17 protein-coding genes are annotated in these 14,257 nt (G+C 59.7%); 6 read left to right on the top strand and 11 right to left on the bottom strand.

What is annotated here, in order from left to right:
* Positions 1 to 42: 42 nt before the first annotated feature.
* Genes hisIE through hisG form a run of 9 tightly spaced genes read right to left on the bottom strand, consistent with a single transcriptional unit; the run spans position 43 to position 7,297 of the window.
* Entirely contained in the window at positions 43 to 696 is a 654-nt protein-coding gene (gene hisIE, locus WKF55_11455) for a bifunctional phosphoribosyl-AMP cyclohydrolase/phosphoribosyl-ATP diphosphatase HisIE (protein ID MEJ7760190.1), read from the bottom strand.
* Positions 693 to 1,484, bottom strand: coding sequence for a histidinol-phosphatase (gene hisN, locus WKF55_11450; protein MEJ7760189.1), 792 nt, complete (start codon positions 1,482 to 1,484; stop codon positions 693 to 695). Before hisN ends, hisIE begins: the two co-directional genes overlap by 4 nt.
* A complete protein-coding gene (gene hisF / locus WKF55_11445; protein MEJ7760188.1) occupies positions 1,481 to 2,236 on the bottom strand; it encodes an imidazole glycerol phosphate synthase subunit HisF in 756 nt (251 codons plus the stop codon). Before hisF ends, hisN begins: the two co-directional genes overlap by 4 nt.
* Positions 2,236 to 2,772 carry an imidazoleglycerol-phosphate dehydratase gene (locus tag WKF55_11440; GenBank protein ID MEJ7760187.1) on the bottom strand — a complete coding sequence of 179 codons (537 nt, stop codon included), beginning with the start codon at positions 2,770 to 2,772 and terminating at the stop codon, positions 2,236 to 2,238. Before WKF55_11440 ends, hisF begins: the two co-directional genes overlap by 1 nt.
* The gene (locus WKF55_11435) at positions 2,769 to 3,482 is read right to left on the bottom strand and encodes a 1-(5-phosphoribosyl)-5-[(5-phosphoribosylamino)methylideneamino] imidazole-4-carboxamide isomerase (GenBank protein MEJ7760186.1); all 714 of its coding nucleotides are present in this window, start codon (positions 3,480 to 3,482) and stop codon (positions 2,769 to 2,771) included. Before WKF55_11435 ends, WKF55_11440 begins: the two co-directional genes overlap by 4 nt.
* Positions 3,479 to 4,075 (bottom strand): imidazole glycerol phosphate synthase subunit HisH, encoded by a 597-nt coding sequence (gene hisH / locus WKF55_11430; protein ID MEJ7760185.1) that lies wholly within the window; start codon positions 4,073 to 4,075, stop codon positions 3,479 to 3,481. Before hisH ends, WKF55_11435 begins: the two co-directional genes overlap by 4 nt.
* Entirely contained in the window at positions 4,072 to 5,118 is a 1,047-nt protein-coding gene (locus WKF55_11425) for a histidinol-phosphate transaminase (GenBank protein MEJ7760184.1), read from the bottom strand. The genes hisH and WKF55_11425 overlap by 4 nt, the downstream gene beginning before the upstream one ends.
* Entirely contained in the window at positions 5,115 to 6,431 is a 1,317-nt protein-coding gene (gene hisD, locus WKF55_11420) for a histidinol dehydrogenase (protein MEJ7760183.1), read from the bottom strand. Before hisD ends, WKF55_11425 begins: the two co-directional genes overlap by 4 nt.
* Positions 6,428 to 7,297, bottom strand: coding sequence for an ATP phosphoribosyltransferase (gene hisG, locus WKF55_11415; protein ID MEJ7760182.1), 870 nt, complete (start codon positions 7,295 to 7,297; stop codon positions 6,428 to 6,430). The genes hisD and hisG overlap by 4 nt, the downstream gene beginning before the upstream one ends.
* Positions 7,298 to 7,747: 450 nt before the next feature.
* On the opposite strand from hisG, the gene WKF55_11410 reads away from it, so the two are divergent.
* The 4 genes from WKF55_11410 to WKF55_11395 all read left to right on the top strand — a co-directional run bounded on the left by WKF55_11410 (position 7,748) and on the right by WKF55_11395 (position 11,426).
* A complete protein-coding gene (locus WKF55_11410; protein MEJ7760181.1) occupies positions 7,748 to 8,260 on the top strand; it encodes a plastocyanin/azurin family copper-binding protein in 513 nt (170 codons plus the stop codon).
* Between the two features lie 305 nt (positions 8,261 to 8,565).
* Entirely contained in the window at positions 8,566 to 10,272 is a 1,707-nt protein-coding gene (locus WKF55_11405; protein ID MEJ7760180.1) for a hypothetical protein, read from the top strand.
* 6 nt (positions 10,273 to 10,278) lie between these two features.
* On the top strand, positions 10,279 to 10,770 hold the full coding sequence (locus tag WKF55_11400) for a GAF domain-containing protein (GenBank protein MEJ7760179.1): 492 nt from the start codon (positions 10,279 to 10,281) through the stop codon (positions 10,768 to 10,770).
* Complete coding sequence (locus WKF55_11395; protein ID MEJ7760178.1) at positions 10,767 to 11,426, top strand: HD domain-containing protein; 660 nt, start codon at positions 10,767 to 10,769, stop codon at positions 11,424 to 11,426. The genes WKF55_11400 and WKF55_11395 overlap by 4 nt, the downstream gene beginning before the upstream one ends.
* On the opposite strand, the gene ispG is transcribed toward WKF55_11395, so the two are convergent.
* Entirely contained in the window at positions 11,366 to 12,613 is a 1,248-nt protein-coding gene (gene ispG, locus WKF55_11390; GenBank protein ID MEJ7760177.1) for a flavodoxin-dependent (E)-4-hydroxy-3-methylbut-2-enyl-diphosphate synthase, read from the bottom strand. The genes WKF55_11395 and ispG overlap by 61 nt on opposite strands.
* Before the next feature lie 288 nt (positions 12,614 to 12,901).
* Between ispG and WKF55_11385 the strand changes: the two genes are divergently transcribed.
* Positions 12,902 to 13,111 (top strand): cold shock domain-containing protein, encoded by a 210-nt coding sequence (locus tag WKF55_11385; protein MEJ7760176.1) that lies wholly within the window; start codon positions 12,902 to 12,904, stop codon positions 13,109 to 13,111.
* A gap of 57 nt (positions 13,112 to 13,168) precedes the next feature.
* Here WKF55_11385 and WKF55_11380 read toward each other — a convergent pair whose 3' ends face one another.
* Positions 13,169 to 13,558, bottom strand: a complete 390-nt coding sequence (locus WKF55_11380) for a hypothetical protein (GenBank protein MEJ7760175.1) — start codon at positions 13,556 to 13,558, stop codon at positions 13,169 to 13,171.
* A 146-nt stretch (positions 13,559 to 13,704) separates the two neighbouring features.
* Between WKF55_11380 and WKF55_11375 the strand changes: the two genes are divergently transcribed.
* On the top strand, positions 13,705 to 14,250 hold the full coding sequence (locus WKF55_11375; GenBank protein ID MEJ7760174.1) for a hypothetical protein: 546 nt from the start codon (positions 13,705 to 13,707) through the stop codon (positions 14,248 to 14,250).
* Positions 14,251 to 14,257 lie beyond the last annotated feature (7 nt).

Genomic DNA, 14,257 nt, shown 5'->3' with positions numbered 1-14,257 from the left:
CGGAATGTATTCGCGTTAGTTCGCATCCTGAGAAGAACTCCGCTACCCGGCGCGTTTTGCGAGCACCCGCCGCACGTCGTCGAGCGTGATGCCCTGTGCCCTGAGTGCAACAAGCATGTGGTAAAGCAGATCAGCCCCTTCCTCACCCGCCCTCTCCCGGTCGCCATCGGCGCATGCGGTCACCAGCTCGGCCGCTTCCTCACCGATCTTCTTGAGGCGAAGATTTCGATCCTCGAGAAGCTTCCGCGTGTAACTCCTGTCGGCGGCATTGCCAGAATTAGCAGCATTGCCAGCATTGCCAGCTGTCTCCTGCGCACGAGATTCTATCGTTGCGCTGAGTACGCCCAGCGAATCGGCGGATAGCGCAATCGATCCAAAGCACGACTGATCCAGGGTGTGACACGCGGGTCCGGCCGGCGTAACACGAGCCAGCACCGAGTCGCGGTCACAGTCCGCCGTGAGCGAAACCACCCGCTGGGTGTTCCCACTCGTGGCGCCCTTGTGCCAGAGACCTCTCGTGCGCGAGCGATAATGCATCTCACCTGTCTCGGCGGTTTTCTCCAGAGCCTCCCTGTCGGCGTGCGCCACCATCAGTACGGCTCCCGTAGTCGCATCCTGAGCCACCACGGTGACAAGTCCATTGCCCTTGGCGAAATCGATGGAGTCAATGTCGATCAGGGAAACGTCGTCGATCATCGGGGCGACTGCTCTGGAACGCGTTGACAGCCCAGGATTTCCCGCGCTTCGCGGGCAAGCGCCGCGTTTGTCGCGATCGCGCTTCCCCCGAATGCTGTCGATTCACCGTCCCAGCTTGTAAAGACACCCCCCGCCTCGGTAATCAGAGGCATTAGCGCCGCCACATCCCACGCCGACACAATCGGGTCAGCCATCACTTCGGCTCTGCCGGTGGCGACGAGCAGGTAACCATAGCAATCGCCCCACGTCCGGCTGACCGCGCCGCCATTGTTAAGCGCATTCCATCCCTCCCAGCGTTCGGGAGCCATCCCGAACTGCATGTCGCTAGTGAGAACCGTCGCCGCGGAGATGTCGGCAAGGGATGAGACGTTGCATCGGCTGTCGTTCCACCAGCACCCTTCCCCGGCAGCCGCGACGGCCATTTCGCCAAGCACCGGAAAATACGCCGCGCCAGCCACCACTCTGTCTCCCTCGGCGATCGCAACCAGCGTTCCCCAGAGCGGCACGGTACGTACGAAAGACTTCGTACCGTCTATCGGGTCGATGATCCAGCGGCGCTTAGCATTGGGCCTCAGCGTTCCGAATTCCTCGCCCACAATTCCATCTTCGGGAAACCGGGCTTCGATCCAGCGCCTTGCCAGCTCCTCTGCTCCACGATCCGCGATCGTGACGGGTGAACCATCACCCTTCATCTCGATCGAAATACCCCTGCCATAATGCCGCATCGCCTCGTCGCCCGCGATCCTCGCAACCTCGGCCACAGCCTCCATATCGGTCTTTGCGCTCACCCGGACCTCCGAACTGGAATATCGTTTTTGGTCATTTCAGCCTTGATGACGCCAACGGTAGTGCAACCGTCATGCAGAATACCCGCGACAAGCGCAGCATCGGCGAAGCTCAGTACATCAACCACATGGGTGGCATTACCTGCACCACCCGAAGCAACCACTGGAACTGAGACCGCACCGGCAACCTCGCGCGTGAGCTCCAGATCGTAGCCGCTGCGTGCGCCGTCGCGGTCGATACTGGTGAGCAGGATCTCCCCCGCGCCTCGCGCGACACACTCGACAGCCCAGCTGACCGCCTCGAGACTGGTGCGCGTTCTCCCACCGTGCGTGTACACGTGCCACGTTCCGTCTTCGCGCTTGACATCGATGCTTGCAACGACGCACTGCGACCCGAACCGATCCGCACACTCGCCAAGGAGTGCAGGGTTGTTTACGGCTGCGGAGTTCATGCTCACCTTGTCGGCGCCCGCTCTCAATGTTCGGCCAACATCATCTGCGCTCCGGACCCCACCGCCGATCGTCAACGGAATGAAAAGTCGCTCGGCCGTACGCCGGGCGACATCGAGAACGGTTGCTCTATGCTCTGCGCTGGCTGAAATGTCCAGGAACACGATCTCGTCCGCTCCATCCTTCTCATACCGAACGGCCATCTCGACCGGATCACCGACATCGCGCAGGCCCTCGAAGCCCACTCCCTTCACCACCCGCTCGCCCGCGACATCGAGACAGACCACGACCCGGCGGGTCAGCACTAACGGGCGTCCAGAGAGACGACTCCCTTCGTGCTGAATACTTCCTTCGTCTCCACGAGCGCATCGCGGATGGCGAGACCAAGTGCCTTGAACGCCGCTTCGACGATATGGTGCCGGTCGGTCCCATTCAGAATTCGCACGTGCAGCGTCATCTTCGCATGATCGGCGAACGACCTCATCCAGTGATCGTACAGCGTACTCGGCAATTCTCCTTCGTAGTACGGCCGCCCGCCAGCATCGATTGAGACGTGCACGAGTGCGTCGTCCATCGGGATGGCACGGTCTCCGTACCGCGCGCACGCCGCAGGAATCATCTGCGCGAACGCGGTTCCGGCTGCGATCGCAACGTCCTCGATGAGATGATGCCGGAGGTCGCCGGTGGCGGTAATGGTGATGTCGAGACCGGAGTAGCGGGCAAGCGCCGTCATCATGTGATCGAGGAACGACACCCCTGTGTCGATCGAGGCGATACCACTTCCCTGCACCATCTCGACACGGATGTCGGTTTCGCTCGTCCGACGTTCAACCACGCTCATTCTCCGAACTCCTCGAGTGCGGCGCGCGGGTCGAGCGCGCCGGTATAGATAGCCATTCCGACAATCACGGCTGCAACTCCGCAGTCGGCAAGCTCGTGCAGATCGCTCATTCCGCCTACTCCGCCCGACGCATGAACGGGGTGATCTGAAGCAGCCACTACATCCTCCATCAAACGGAGATCGGGACCTGCCATCAGCCCCTCTTTGTGAACGGCTGTCACCATCACCGCGGCAAGAGGCTGTCTGTTGAGGTCTTCGATGGTGTCCTCGACTCTTTCCGGAAGAGTCTTTGTCCAGCCACGGGTGACAATGCGACCATCGCGCACGTCTGCGGCAACCACGATTGCACCGGGAAACCGGGAGGCAATCTCCTCCAGCCAGTGAGGATCTTCGAGTGCTCTGGTGCCCACGACGACTCGTGCTGCTCCCTCTCGCAGCAGGTCTTCTACCTGTTCCGTTGTTCGGCAACCGCCCCCAACCTGAATTTCGCAGCTCACGGAACGAAGAATCGACAACATTGACTCGAGGTTCGACCCGACCCGCATTGCGGCGTCGAGATCGATAACATGGAGCTGGCGAAATCCGTCGCTCTCCCAGCGGCGCGCCACCCCAACCGGGTCGTCGATCCTCACCATTTCGTGCGCGTATGACCCGCCTACAAGCTGCACGCAGCAGCCGTCGCGCAGATCGATCGCCGGGATGACGATCATTCAGCAACCGACTCGAGAAACCCACGGATGAATGAGATTCCGGCGGAAGAGCTTTTCTCGGGATGGAACTGAACACCAACGACATTTCCGGAGCGCACCGCCGCGGCAAACCGGTCGGTCTCGTGCGTTGCCCAGGCCGTTACAAGTTCAGAATTCTCCGGTTCGCAGACATAGCTGTTAGCGAAGTAAGCGGTGCGCAGATCTGCGGCTTCGAACAGCGGATCGGTTGCACTCTCGATCTCATTCCATCCGATCTGCGGCACCCGCCTGGTTTTCAATCGCCTCACACGGCCAGGAATTGCAGCGATACCACGACCACTGCCCTCTTCGCTTTCCTCGAACAGGAGCTGCATGCCGAGGCAGATCCCAAGGCACGGGAGCCCACGATCGAGACTTTCGCGGATGGGGAGAGCATAGCGGGCGATGACCTCGGAAGCGCTGGCAAACGCGCCTACCCCGGGGAGTATGAGAGCGTCAAGACGGAAAGCCACCGACGGATCGGTCGTTATGGTAACATCCACTCCGGGCTGTTCGAGTGCCTTTGCGAGCGAGTGGAGATTGCCCGCACCATAATCGAGAATGGCCACTCTCATCCCATGCACTCCGCGAGACTGATGAGACAACGGTCCATCATCTCCCACGGTCCGATTGTGATCCGGAACGCACCTCCGGCTCCGGCAAGGTCATCAAATACTCTGACTGCGACACCGCGGGTTCTCATCAACCTGCCAACCTCTTTCGCATCGCTTACTGGAACCAGAACGAAATTTGCATCGGTTGGATATGGATCGAGACCCAGTTTTTCGAGCCCGGTAATGAAACGCGCGCGGTTTGTTTTTATCTCAGAGACATGCTGCGCGACCCAGGGAAGATCTTCATCCAGGGCGGCGATCGCGGCGCGGGCGGCCAACGCGTTGGTCTTGTACGGCCCGCGCGATTTCTCGACTTCCCGCACCAGTCCCGGTGATCCAACACCGTAGCCGATCCTCAACCCGGCCAGGCCGAAAGCCTTGGACATCGTTCGCGTGATCAGAACGTTGTCGTGTTTCTTCGCTAGCTCAGTCAGCGAGCGTTCGGAGAACTCCGCATAGGCCTGGTCCACGATCACGGGGCCCCGGGCGTTGCTGATGATCTCATCGATGTCCGTTTGCCGGAGCGACACACCTGTCGGATTGTTGGGCGAGCACAGATACGTTATCCGGGCATCAGCAGCTTGGAAGGCAGACGGGTTCAGGCTGCCGTCGCGATCAAGGGAAATGAACACTGGCTCCAGACCGTTAATCCGGGCGAACACCGGGATCATTCCGAAAGAAGGTTCAGGTATTGCGACGCGATCGCCGGGACTACCAAAAGCGCGGATGGCGGAATCGAGAACATCGTCCGATCCGCATCCCGTGACGACCATGGATGCTTCGACCTGAACGTAGGCAGAGATTTTCGCTTTCAGGTCGGACGTGTAGGGGGCGGGGTATCTCGCCACTATCTCTGGTCCGGCAGTGAGGATCGCGCGTTGCGCAGCCGGCGGCGTACCCCAGAGATTGGTGTTGTCGCTCAGGTCCACCTCGCAGGGCGCTACGTCCGGGTCGTAAAGGGTGACGGATAGAAAGCATTCGCGGGCGAATTCGGAAGCGTTCATTTCGGAGCGCTCGCCCACTGACGGGCTGTGGCCGCATGTGCGTGCAGTCCTTCCGCATCGGCGAATTTTCCGACGTCGTCCGCGAGAGATATCGCGCCTTGTGGATCAATGGTCTGGTATGTCGTCCAGCGGATGAAGTCGAGTGTTGACAGGCCAGAATACGAACGAGCAAGGCCGCCGGTCGGAAGCACATGATTGGCGCCGGTGAGGTAGTCGCCGAACGCCACCGAGCTCGTTTGGCCGAGGAATACTGTGCCGGCGTTTTTGATGGCGGCGAATACCTGCTCCGGGCGTCGGGTGGCAATCATGAGATGCTCAGGCGCGAAATCATTTGCGAGGGCAATCGCCTCGTCGAGCGATTCGACGACCACTACCCCGCCCCGTGAGCCGAGTGACTCCAGAATGATTTCGTGCCGTTCGGCGCGAACTGCTTCTTCGGCGATAGCCGATTCGATACCCGCGCCCGTCGCATTCCCGACAGCGATCACAATGGCGATCGCCCGCGGATCGTGTTCGGCCTGTGCGACCACCTCTCTTGCGATTATCGTCGCCGTCGCGCTTTCGTCGGCGATCACGAGAAGCTCGCTCGGTCCTGCCGGTGAGTCGAACGCTGCCAGGCTGGCGAGCTGCAACTTGGCTTCGGCCACATACGCATTGCCTGGTCCGACAACCTTGTCCACTCGTGGAATTGAATGGGTTCCCATACACATCGCTGCGACTGCGCCGGCACCTCCCACGGCGAAAACCCGGTCTACTTTCGATATATGCGCTGCAGCAAGAATGGAAGGAGCGGGCAGTCCATCACTGCCGGGAGGAGTGCAGAGGATGATCTCCGGAACTCCTGCAACGCGGGCCGGAATAGCGCCCATCAACACGCTGCTGGGGTAGGCTGCGCGCCCGCCCGGGGCGTAAACGCCAATGCGCTGAAGCGGGTCAGGGCGTCGTCCGACGGTGACGCCGGGCTCAATTTCGGTGAGTGTGGCCGTTGGGAGCTGCGCTCGGTGGACTATCTCGATGTTGGCTGCGGACCGCTTCATCGCGCGCAGAAGATCCTTCGGAATCGAGTCGGCGGCGCGTGCCATCCGACCGGCCGGAACTTCAATTGTATCGAGCGTTACGCCATCGAATTGCAGGGCGAGCTCTCGCAGCGCTGTATCTCCCTGGTCTTCGACACGGGCGATGATGGATGCCACCGTTCTCTGGAGGGCCGGCTCACGTGCAGTAGAGCGATCGAGCAGTAACCGCTGGATGTCCGGTGGCATCCCGGAAAGCCGACCGCTGAAGCGAAGTGTGCACGCACTTGTGCTCGTCATGGCGTGAGTCGCTCGATGCGTGTCACCAGAATTCCTTCGCCGCCAGCTGCCTTGAGCGACGCAATTGTGCGATAGACGGCGCTTGCCTCGACCACCGCATGAACGGCGACGTGCTCCCCGCCGTTCAGAATATCGATTACCGTCGGGCCGTTCAGCCCAGGAAGGATTTCCTTGACCCGGTCGAGGCTGGCCCGCGGGACATTCGCCATCAGGTACCGTTTTCCGCGAGCGTGGATAACGGAGTCAAGTGCCGAAACCAGCTCCGCAAGGGCGACTTTCTTGCCATCGTCCGCTGCTGTCCGGATCGTCGGTGACGAGAACAGGCGCGCGGTGGACTCAAGAACGGTGGTCACTTCGCGGAGACCGTTGGTCTTGAGTGTCGATCCGGTAGAGGTGATATCGACGATGATATCGGCGATTCCGAGATGAGGCGCAATTTCTGCTGCGCCTGAAACTGGAACGATCTTAACCCTCAGGCCGGCAGCGTCGAAGAATCGGCGTGTGACGGAGGGAAATACGGTCGCGACGCGGGCGTCTGGTTCGATGTCATCTACGGAGTTGACCGGGCATTCCTCGCGCACCGCCATGACCAGACGGCAGCGTCCGAATCCCAGATCGAGGAGCGAATCGAGCGTGCGGCCCGATTCCGACACCAGGTCGAATCCAGTGATGCCCGCGTCGGCGGCATCGTCGGCGACAAATTCCGGGATGTCCTGCGCTCGCACAAAAATGGCTTCGAACACGCCGCCAAGTGATGCTGTGAGGGCCCGCTCGCCCCGACCTCTCACCTCGAGACCGGCCTGGTTGAACAGGTCCCGGGCGTCTTCGGACAGTCGGCCCTTGTTTGGTAGTGCTATTCTCAACATGGATTTCGAATGGCTGGAAATAAAAAGCCCGTCCAATGGGGACGGGCGGGGCGTTCTCGGTGCGAAACCTGGTTATCTAGCCAGTAACTGACGCACGCGCGATCGCTCCAGCCCGCAGGGGATGGTGATGATATGCGTGAGCATTGCTGGCTGGGGTTCGAAGCATAAATCGGAATGTATCAGAAGGAGATTGGCGGGTCAACGACGGGTCGACAACGGTGTCGACAATGGGTTGGCAGGCATTAACGATTCATCGGGCTACCCGCGGTCCCCCGGCCTGGGCGCGACGCGCCGGCAATTTAAAGGCGGATTGAGGCGCTGAACTCGACCCCGTTCCTCCGAAAACGGTTGATTTTCGCGAGCTTTGTGAATAAATTCACAATGTCCCGAGAGATAACAAAAGATTCAAACGACAAGAGACAAGATTCACGGCTCTGGAGGCCTCTGAAAATGCGTTTTTACGGAATTGTGCTCACGGCTGGCACGTTGGTTCTCGGCGCCTGCGCCGGCGGTGATCCCGCAAATACCGACACGACCGGTATCGTCATGGACACGACGACCGCTCCTGCGCCGGCTGCTATGCCGGCACCTGCCGCAGGTGGCGCAGTCGGGATGGCCGCCATCACCGGAACGACTCATGAAGTCAAGATGGTCGGCGATGCAAAGGGTTATCGCTTCGAGCCAGCCAACATCACGGTGAAGGCAGGCGACGGCGTCAAGTTTACGATGATCAGCGGCGGCCCGCACAACGTCGCGTTCGATCCGGCCAACATTCCGGCTGATGTTCAGCCACAGCTCGACGCAAACATCTCCGAGAAAATGGGTATGCTCTCGAGCGCAATGAAGATGAACCCCAACGAGACGATCACCGTATCGTTCGCGGGTATCAAGGCTGGCACCTATGCATTCAACTGCACGCCGCATCTGGCGCTTGGCATGAAGGGCGTCGTTACGGTTCAGTAGTTCGCAGCATCGATGTACGAAAAAGGGGAGCATCATCGGATGCTCCCCTTTTTGTGTCGACTATGCTCGTTTCATCCGTCGACTGCCATTTTTATCGTCGACCGATAGTCTGCGGTACTTGCCTTGCACTCGTCCCACCAGTGCCATTTTTGTGCGAGATTCAGTATACCATTCATGATGACGTGCATCCTCAGCGTTAAGGCCGCAAGCGGAACGCGGTTTCAGAAGCCACTCACTGACCTGCCAGGAGAGACAAGGCCCGGACGCCACGCGCCACTCGTTTGCGCTTCAGCCTTTCTGACATCATGATCCGGAGTCTGGCAGGGGCGAACTACATGTGGATGTCAGCGCGGTCGCACAACGCGTCGCGCCGTCCCGCTGTCATGGGAATTGTCGGCGGCCTCGTATTTGTCGCAGCGCTGATCGCCTTTGTACTGGTGCCACGTCAGGCCGCCAGCGTGGCGGTCAATGTAACGGCACAACTCGAGGAGCGGCCCGATTCAGGGACTGCAGTGGCGATCCGCGACCGGGCAGCAGCGGAAGTTGCAGCGGCTGATTCCGTTCTTGCTGCTGCCCGACGCTTTGCTGCTCCGGCACCGGTCGCGGCAATCGACACGTTTCCCCCCGAGCTCGTCGCGCAACGCGATGGTCTGGCCGAAACCGTGGCGACACTCAGCCGATTGATCGAGCGGGCAAACAACGCGCCGTTGCCATCCTCCTACCGTGCGCTTGGAGCGTCGCCCGCGCTGACAGGTGATCCCCAGATCCAGCTCCTACTCGATTCTCTTACAGAGATCGAGCGCGAAAGGGACGCGTTTGGAGCCGTGGGCGGCGTCGATCCAGTCTATGTTGCATTGACATCGCGAGCGACCGCTTTTGGCAGGTCGATTCAGGCAATAGCGGAGGCCCGGCGGGATCTTGTCCGGGGGCAACTGTCGATGTTGCGTCCGGCGCCTTTGCGTCCTGTCCAACAGTCACGGGTCGACACTGCCAGATATGTTGCCCGGAAAGCCTCGGCTCAACAGACTTATGTCGGCGCGGTTCAGGCCCTGAGCGAGATCAGAGTGACAAACCAGCGTATCGACCGGCAGTCGTCCCGAGCCCGAGACCTCGCAAACGTGGGCGCGCCGCCGCTGGCGATGCTTGCCGCTGCAGGCGTACTCGCGCTGACCCTCGGTTTTGCTACTGCATTCGGTCTGGAACTCAAGCGGCCAAGTATCGCTGATTCGCGGGAGGCAGAGTATGTAACGGGCGTGCGGGTTCTCAGTGTCATCCAGCCAAACGAAATGGTTATGGAACGAAGCCGTCGGCAGGCAGACGCTTCCGCTCCTCCTTTGATCGATGTGACATCCGATAGCTATCGCCGGCTTTATCTGCACCTCGCCGCGACCGAAGCCAATATTCCGATAGTCACTGTAGTGGGAGATGATGCCGGGATCGTCGCCACAGTGGCATCCAACGTCGCGGCACTCGCTGCCTACGAGGCACGTACTACGCTGCTGGTGGACGTTGACCCAATCACATCGGCCATCGCCAACGTGTTTCGGATTCCATCAAACCCGGGATTGGCGGGCATCCTTGCCGGCACTGCCGACTGGCCAGAAGCAACCGTCCAGACAACAATCGGGCGGGACAGAATACTGGATATTCTGCCGAGCGGGACGAAACGCGCCGGGCCGCCGGATGCGGAGTCGGTGGAGCGAATACGGGGCGATTTCGCGCGCATGGAGCGGCGTTACGATCTCATCGTGATCGCTGCTCCCATTTCCTATGTAAAGCGCGGCACGGCGAGCATTGTCCCTGGCCCCGACGTGATTTTATGCGCCAGAGCCGGGCGCACACGCATCGCCGACCTCAAGGAATCGGTAGAAAGCCTGCGCGCACTCGATTTACGCATTCACGGGCTGGTTCTCTGGAACGATGAACTTCCGTTGATTGAGAATCAGATTGAAAAGGGTAATTCAGGACGATCGAAGCAGGTCCAATCCTCTGATCTTGCCGGAGTGCGCTGACAATCGATGGCTGAACTGACTCTTGATTTCAGAGACATTGAGCGTGCTCAGGCCTATGCTGACCTCGATGCTCAGATTGTGGCCGTCCTGGACGGAATCGATGACCCGGTCGCCGCAATGGCGACAATATCTGCGCTGATTTATCATGGACTCGGATATTTGTGGACTGGCTTTTACCGAGTGGCGATTCCCGGAAAATTGCTGCGGGTCGGCCCGTATCAGGGAAGTCTCGGATGTCTGGAGATTGCATTTGGCAAAGGAGTTTGTGGTGTGGCGGCGGCCCAGGGGCGCACTGTGATCGTGAAAGATGTGGCAGCGTTTCCCGGCCATATAACCTGCGACGCCCGGTCGAAATCGGAAATCGTGGTTCCCGTGTATGACAGTGTGGGAGAATTGCTCGCGGTGCTCGATATTGACTCGGATCAAGTCGGGACGTTCACTGAAGACGACCAGCGCGGGCTCGAAACAATCGTCCGATGGTTCGGGAGAGAACCGTGAGCCAGCGCCCGGGTTATTCGGATCCAATAAATCACGCGTTTGCCTTCGCGGCCAAGCACCACGACCGGCAGGTGCGAAAAGGCACGAAGCTTCCCTACCTCACACATCCGGCAAACGTGGCTGTGATTCTCAGCCGTTACGGACGCGACGACGATACGATTGTCGCCGGTATTCTTCATGACGTCGTGCAGGACAGCATCAGGGACGGCGACACGATCGACATGCTCGAGCAGCGGATTGGAGAGAAGTTCGGAAGCGGGGTGCTTCGCACCGTGCTCGGGGTTGCGTACCGGCGAGTTGACGACGACGGGGTGGAGCTGTCGTCCGACGACAGGAAGTCGGATTATCTCGATCGGCTGGGGATTGCCAGCGACGAATCACGCTGGGTCTGCGCCGCCGATAACGTGCACACCGCCAATTCGGTTCTCTGGGATCTGAGGCGCACGGCAGATGCAAACTCCGTGTGGTCGCGGTTGTCGGGCGGACAGACTGGAACCGTGCGGTGGTACCGGAGCGTGGTGGACCGTCTGGATGAAACGGGGTTTCGGGAGCCGATCGTCGAGGAACTACGTGCTGTGGTTGCCGCTCTTGAGAGTCAACCCTCGGCCGAGATACCAGCGAGCGTCAGCGGCACGGCGTACCGGCGCTCTACGTAGTCCTCCAGGATCTGCAGGAATTCGGGGACGATACGATCGCCCTTGAGTGTGACCATGAGCTTGCCGTCGACATAAACTGGCGCTTTCGGATCCTCGAAGGTGCCGGGCAGAGAGATACCGATGTTAGCGTGCTTCGATTCTCCGGGACCGTTGACGATACAGCCCATTACCGCAACCTTCAGGTCGATCACGCCGGGATACCGAGTTCGCCATACAGGCATCTGCATCCGCAGGTAGTTCTGGATGTCTTCGGCCATCTGCTGGAAAAAGGTCGACGTCGTTCGCCCGCACCCGGGACAGGCTGTGACCTGCGGGTTGAACTGGCGTAACTCCAGCGACTGAAGGATCTGCTGCGCGACCTCCACCTCCTCCGTCCGGTCTCCGTTGGGTTTTGGTGTGAGAGAAACGCGGATCGTATCCCCGATTCCTTCGGAAAGCAGGATGGAAAGCGCTGCGGCACTTGAGATGATGCCCTTGGATCCCATCCCGGCTTCGGTGAGCCCCAGGTGCAAGGGATAATCGCACCGTGCTGCGAGCCGCCGGTAGACATCCACCAGGTCCTGCACTCCGGAAACCTTGGCGGAAATGATGATCTGATCGTGACCGACGCCCGACTGCTCGGCGAGCTCGGCCGATCGAAGCGCACTCTCGAGCATTGCCTCGACGTATACCTGCTTCGAGGGCAATGGCTCAATGAGCGCCGCATTGGCGTCCATCATCTGGGTCAGCAACTCCTGATCCAGTGAGCCCCAGTTAACGCCGATCCGCACTGGCTTGCCGTTATCAGCGGCAACGAGCGCAATGGTCCGGAAGTTCTCGTCACGCCGCTTGCTGCCCACATTCCCCGGGTTGATCCGGTACTTGGCCAAGGCTCTGGCACAGTCCGGATAACGGGTAAGAAGCAGGTGGCCGTTGTAGTGAAAATCGCCGATGACCGGAACGCGCACGTTCGAATCGGCGAGGCGCTCGATGATTTCCGTTACTGCCGCCGCGGCCGTGTCGTTATTGACCGTGATGCGAACCAGCTGGGATCCGGCCGCGGCAAGGTCGGCAATCTGCCGGGCGGTCCCGGCGGCGTCGGCAGTGTCGGTGTTAGTCATCGACTGCACGACAACCGGGTGGGCTGACCCTACCTGAACTCCCCCAACCGCAACCGTTACGGTGGTTCTGCGCGCGCTAAAAGTCACTGTAGTTTCATGGGAGAGGCAACGTAAAGCTAATGCGAACGCTCCTCAGGTGCAGAGTACTCAGTACATACCGCCTTGCGTCACAAATGTGCCGCCGGCAATATGCTTAAACAATTTCTATTGTTCGTTGTCACTGTTGGTTGTATAATTTCGCGCAGTAACCCGGCCTTGGGACCCCGCGAGGATCTCCGAGTGCTTTCATTGGCGAGGCGTCCGACTGTGGACACGCCACCAGCTGTCTCGGAATCGGCGTATTTCGTCTTCCGGGATTCATTACCAGGAGCGGGAATGCGTACGACCGGCAAGGTGAAGTGGTTCAACGATGCGAAGGGATTCGGTTTCATAACGCCTGACAACGGGCAGAAAGACTGTTTCGTGCATTACAGCGCGATCTCAGGAAACGGATTCAAGTCTCTCGCCGAAGGGGACACAGTGGAGTTCGACATAGTGGAGGGGCAGAAAGGCCCAGCCGCGGAGAACGTCACGAAGAGCAGCTAGGCTGGGTTGCGTTGACAATCGTTGACGATAAGGCGGGGTGCCGACAGACACCCCGCCTTATCGCTTGTGCCTGACTGGTGGTCTGCCGCGCGTGGGGCGTGGGATAACTTCCACGGCTTGAGCCAGTTTCGCGTCGACATCCCGGGCGACGGCATTGACATCCATGCCCAGTGCAACGCCGCCGGCGGTCACCAGCCTTGCCTCGGCTCCACCTTGTTCGACCAGGCGCGACGCAAGGTCGAGCGCCACCTGAGTGGGAAGGCGAAGGTCGCGAATCAGTCTGGCGGCAATGGCGAGTATCAGAATGGCGCTCGGAGCGAGCTTCCGTGAAACTCCCTGACGGGATTGTTTGACACCAGCGATGCTGAAATGCGAAAGGATGTTATCGACCCATTTGCCCGGGAGTTCCAGTGCAAACGCAGTGGTAGCAACGGTATACGCTCGCATGATAATTAACCTAAACTAAAAGGATAAAGGCATATTAGCTTGCTAGCCAAAAATCTGCAACACTGGCGGCATCGCGGGGTATCCTCCAGATCACGTTTTCCAGACAAGCACTACTCACCACGAACATCATGCAGGGAGTAAAATTCATGAAACGAATTTCAACACTGGCGCTGACTGCAGCAGCCATCGCACTCTTCGCCACTACCGGCTCGGCCCAATCAGGCCGGCCCGTCACCTTGGGCATCTCGGGCGGTGCAGCAATTCCAGTAGGTGACTTCGCTGACGTAGCCAAGACGGGATTCAACGGAACGGTTTCGCTCGGGTTCCTGCCTTATGGTTCTTCGGTTGGCCTGCGCATCGACGGCATGTACAACAAGTTCAGTCTCAAGGATGAATTCGACGCCGCCGATACTGATCCGACAATTCTTGCTGGCACCGCGAACCTCGTTTTCAGTCTTCCCGGGCAGGGCATCCGCCCGTACCTGATTGGTGGCGGCGGAATCTACGGGCTCAAAAACGATCGTGAAAACATCGACGACAAGTATGAGAACGACGTTGGAGTAAACGGCGGCATCGGTGCCGCGTTCCCGCTGGGTGGCTTCAACACGTTCATTGAGGCGCGCCTTCACCACATCTTCTCAGATCCCGGCAGTGTTCAGTTTGTGCCAGTCACTTTTGGAATCAGTTTCTAAGGATCTT

The organism is Gemmatimonadaceae bacterium (genome assembly GCA_037721215.1).
In the GTDB taxonomy this organism is placed as follows: Bacteria; Gemmatimonadota; Gemmatimonadetes; order Gemmatimonadales; family Gemmatimonadaceae; genus UBA4720.
This window is presented reverse-complemented; position numbering and strand designations above follow the sequence as displayed.

Bases quoted from the DNA above. Each gene is read 5' to 3' on its own strand.
- hisIE (MEJ7760190.1), bottom strand. From the start codon at position 696: ATGATCGACGACGTTTCCCTGATCGACATTGACTCCATCGATTTCGCC.
- WKF55_11440 (MEJ7760187.1), bottom strand. From the start codon at position 2,772: ATGAGCGTGGTTGAACGTCGGACGAGCGAAACCGACATCCGTGTCGAG.
- WKF55_11435 (MEJ7760186.1), bottom strand. From the start codon at position 3,482: ATGATCGTCATCCCGGCGATCGATCTGCGCGACGGCTGCTGCGTGCAG.
- hisH (MEJ7760185.1), bottom strand. From the start codon at position 4,075: ATGAGAGTGGCCATTCTCGATTATGGTGCGGGCAATCTCCACTCGCTC.
- WKF55_11425 (MEJ7760184.1), bottom strand. From the start codon at position 5,118: ATGAACGCTTCCGAATTCGCCCGCGAATGCTTTCTATCCGTCACCCTT.
- hisD (MEJ7760183.1), bottom strand. From the start codon at position 6,431: ATGACGAGCACAAGTGCGTGCACACTTCGCTTCAGCGGTCGGCTTTCC.
- hisG (MEJ7760182.1), bottom strand. From the start codon at position 7,297: ATGTTGAGAATAGCACTACCAAACAAGGGCCGACTGTCCGAAGACGCC.
- WKF55_11410 (MEJ7760181.1), top strand. From the start codon at position 7,748: ATGCGTTTTTACGGAATTGTGCTCACGGCTGGCACGTTGGTTCTCGGC.
- WKF55_11405 (MEJ7760180.1), top strand. From the start codon at position 8,566: ATGATCCGGAGTCTGGCAGGGGCGAACTACATGTGGATGTCAGCGCGG.
- WKF55_11400 (MEJ7760179.1), top strand. From the start codon at position 10,279: ATGGCTGAACTGACTCTTGATTTCAGAGACATTGAGCGTGCTCAGGCC.
- WKF55_11385 (MEJ7760176.1), top strand. From the start codon at position 12,902: ATGCGTACGACCGGCAAGGTGAAGTGGTTCAACGATGCGAAGGGATTC.
- WKF55_11380 (MEJ7760175.1), bottom strand. From the start codon at position 13,558: ATGCGAGCGTATACCGTTGCTACCACTGCGTTTGCACTGGAACTCCCG.
- WKF55_11375 (MEJ7760174.1), top strand. From the start codon at position 13,705: ATGAAACGAATTTCAACACTGGCGCTGACTGCAGCAGCCATCGCACTC.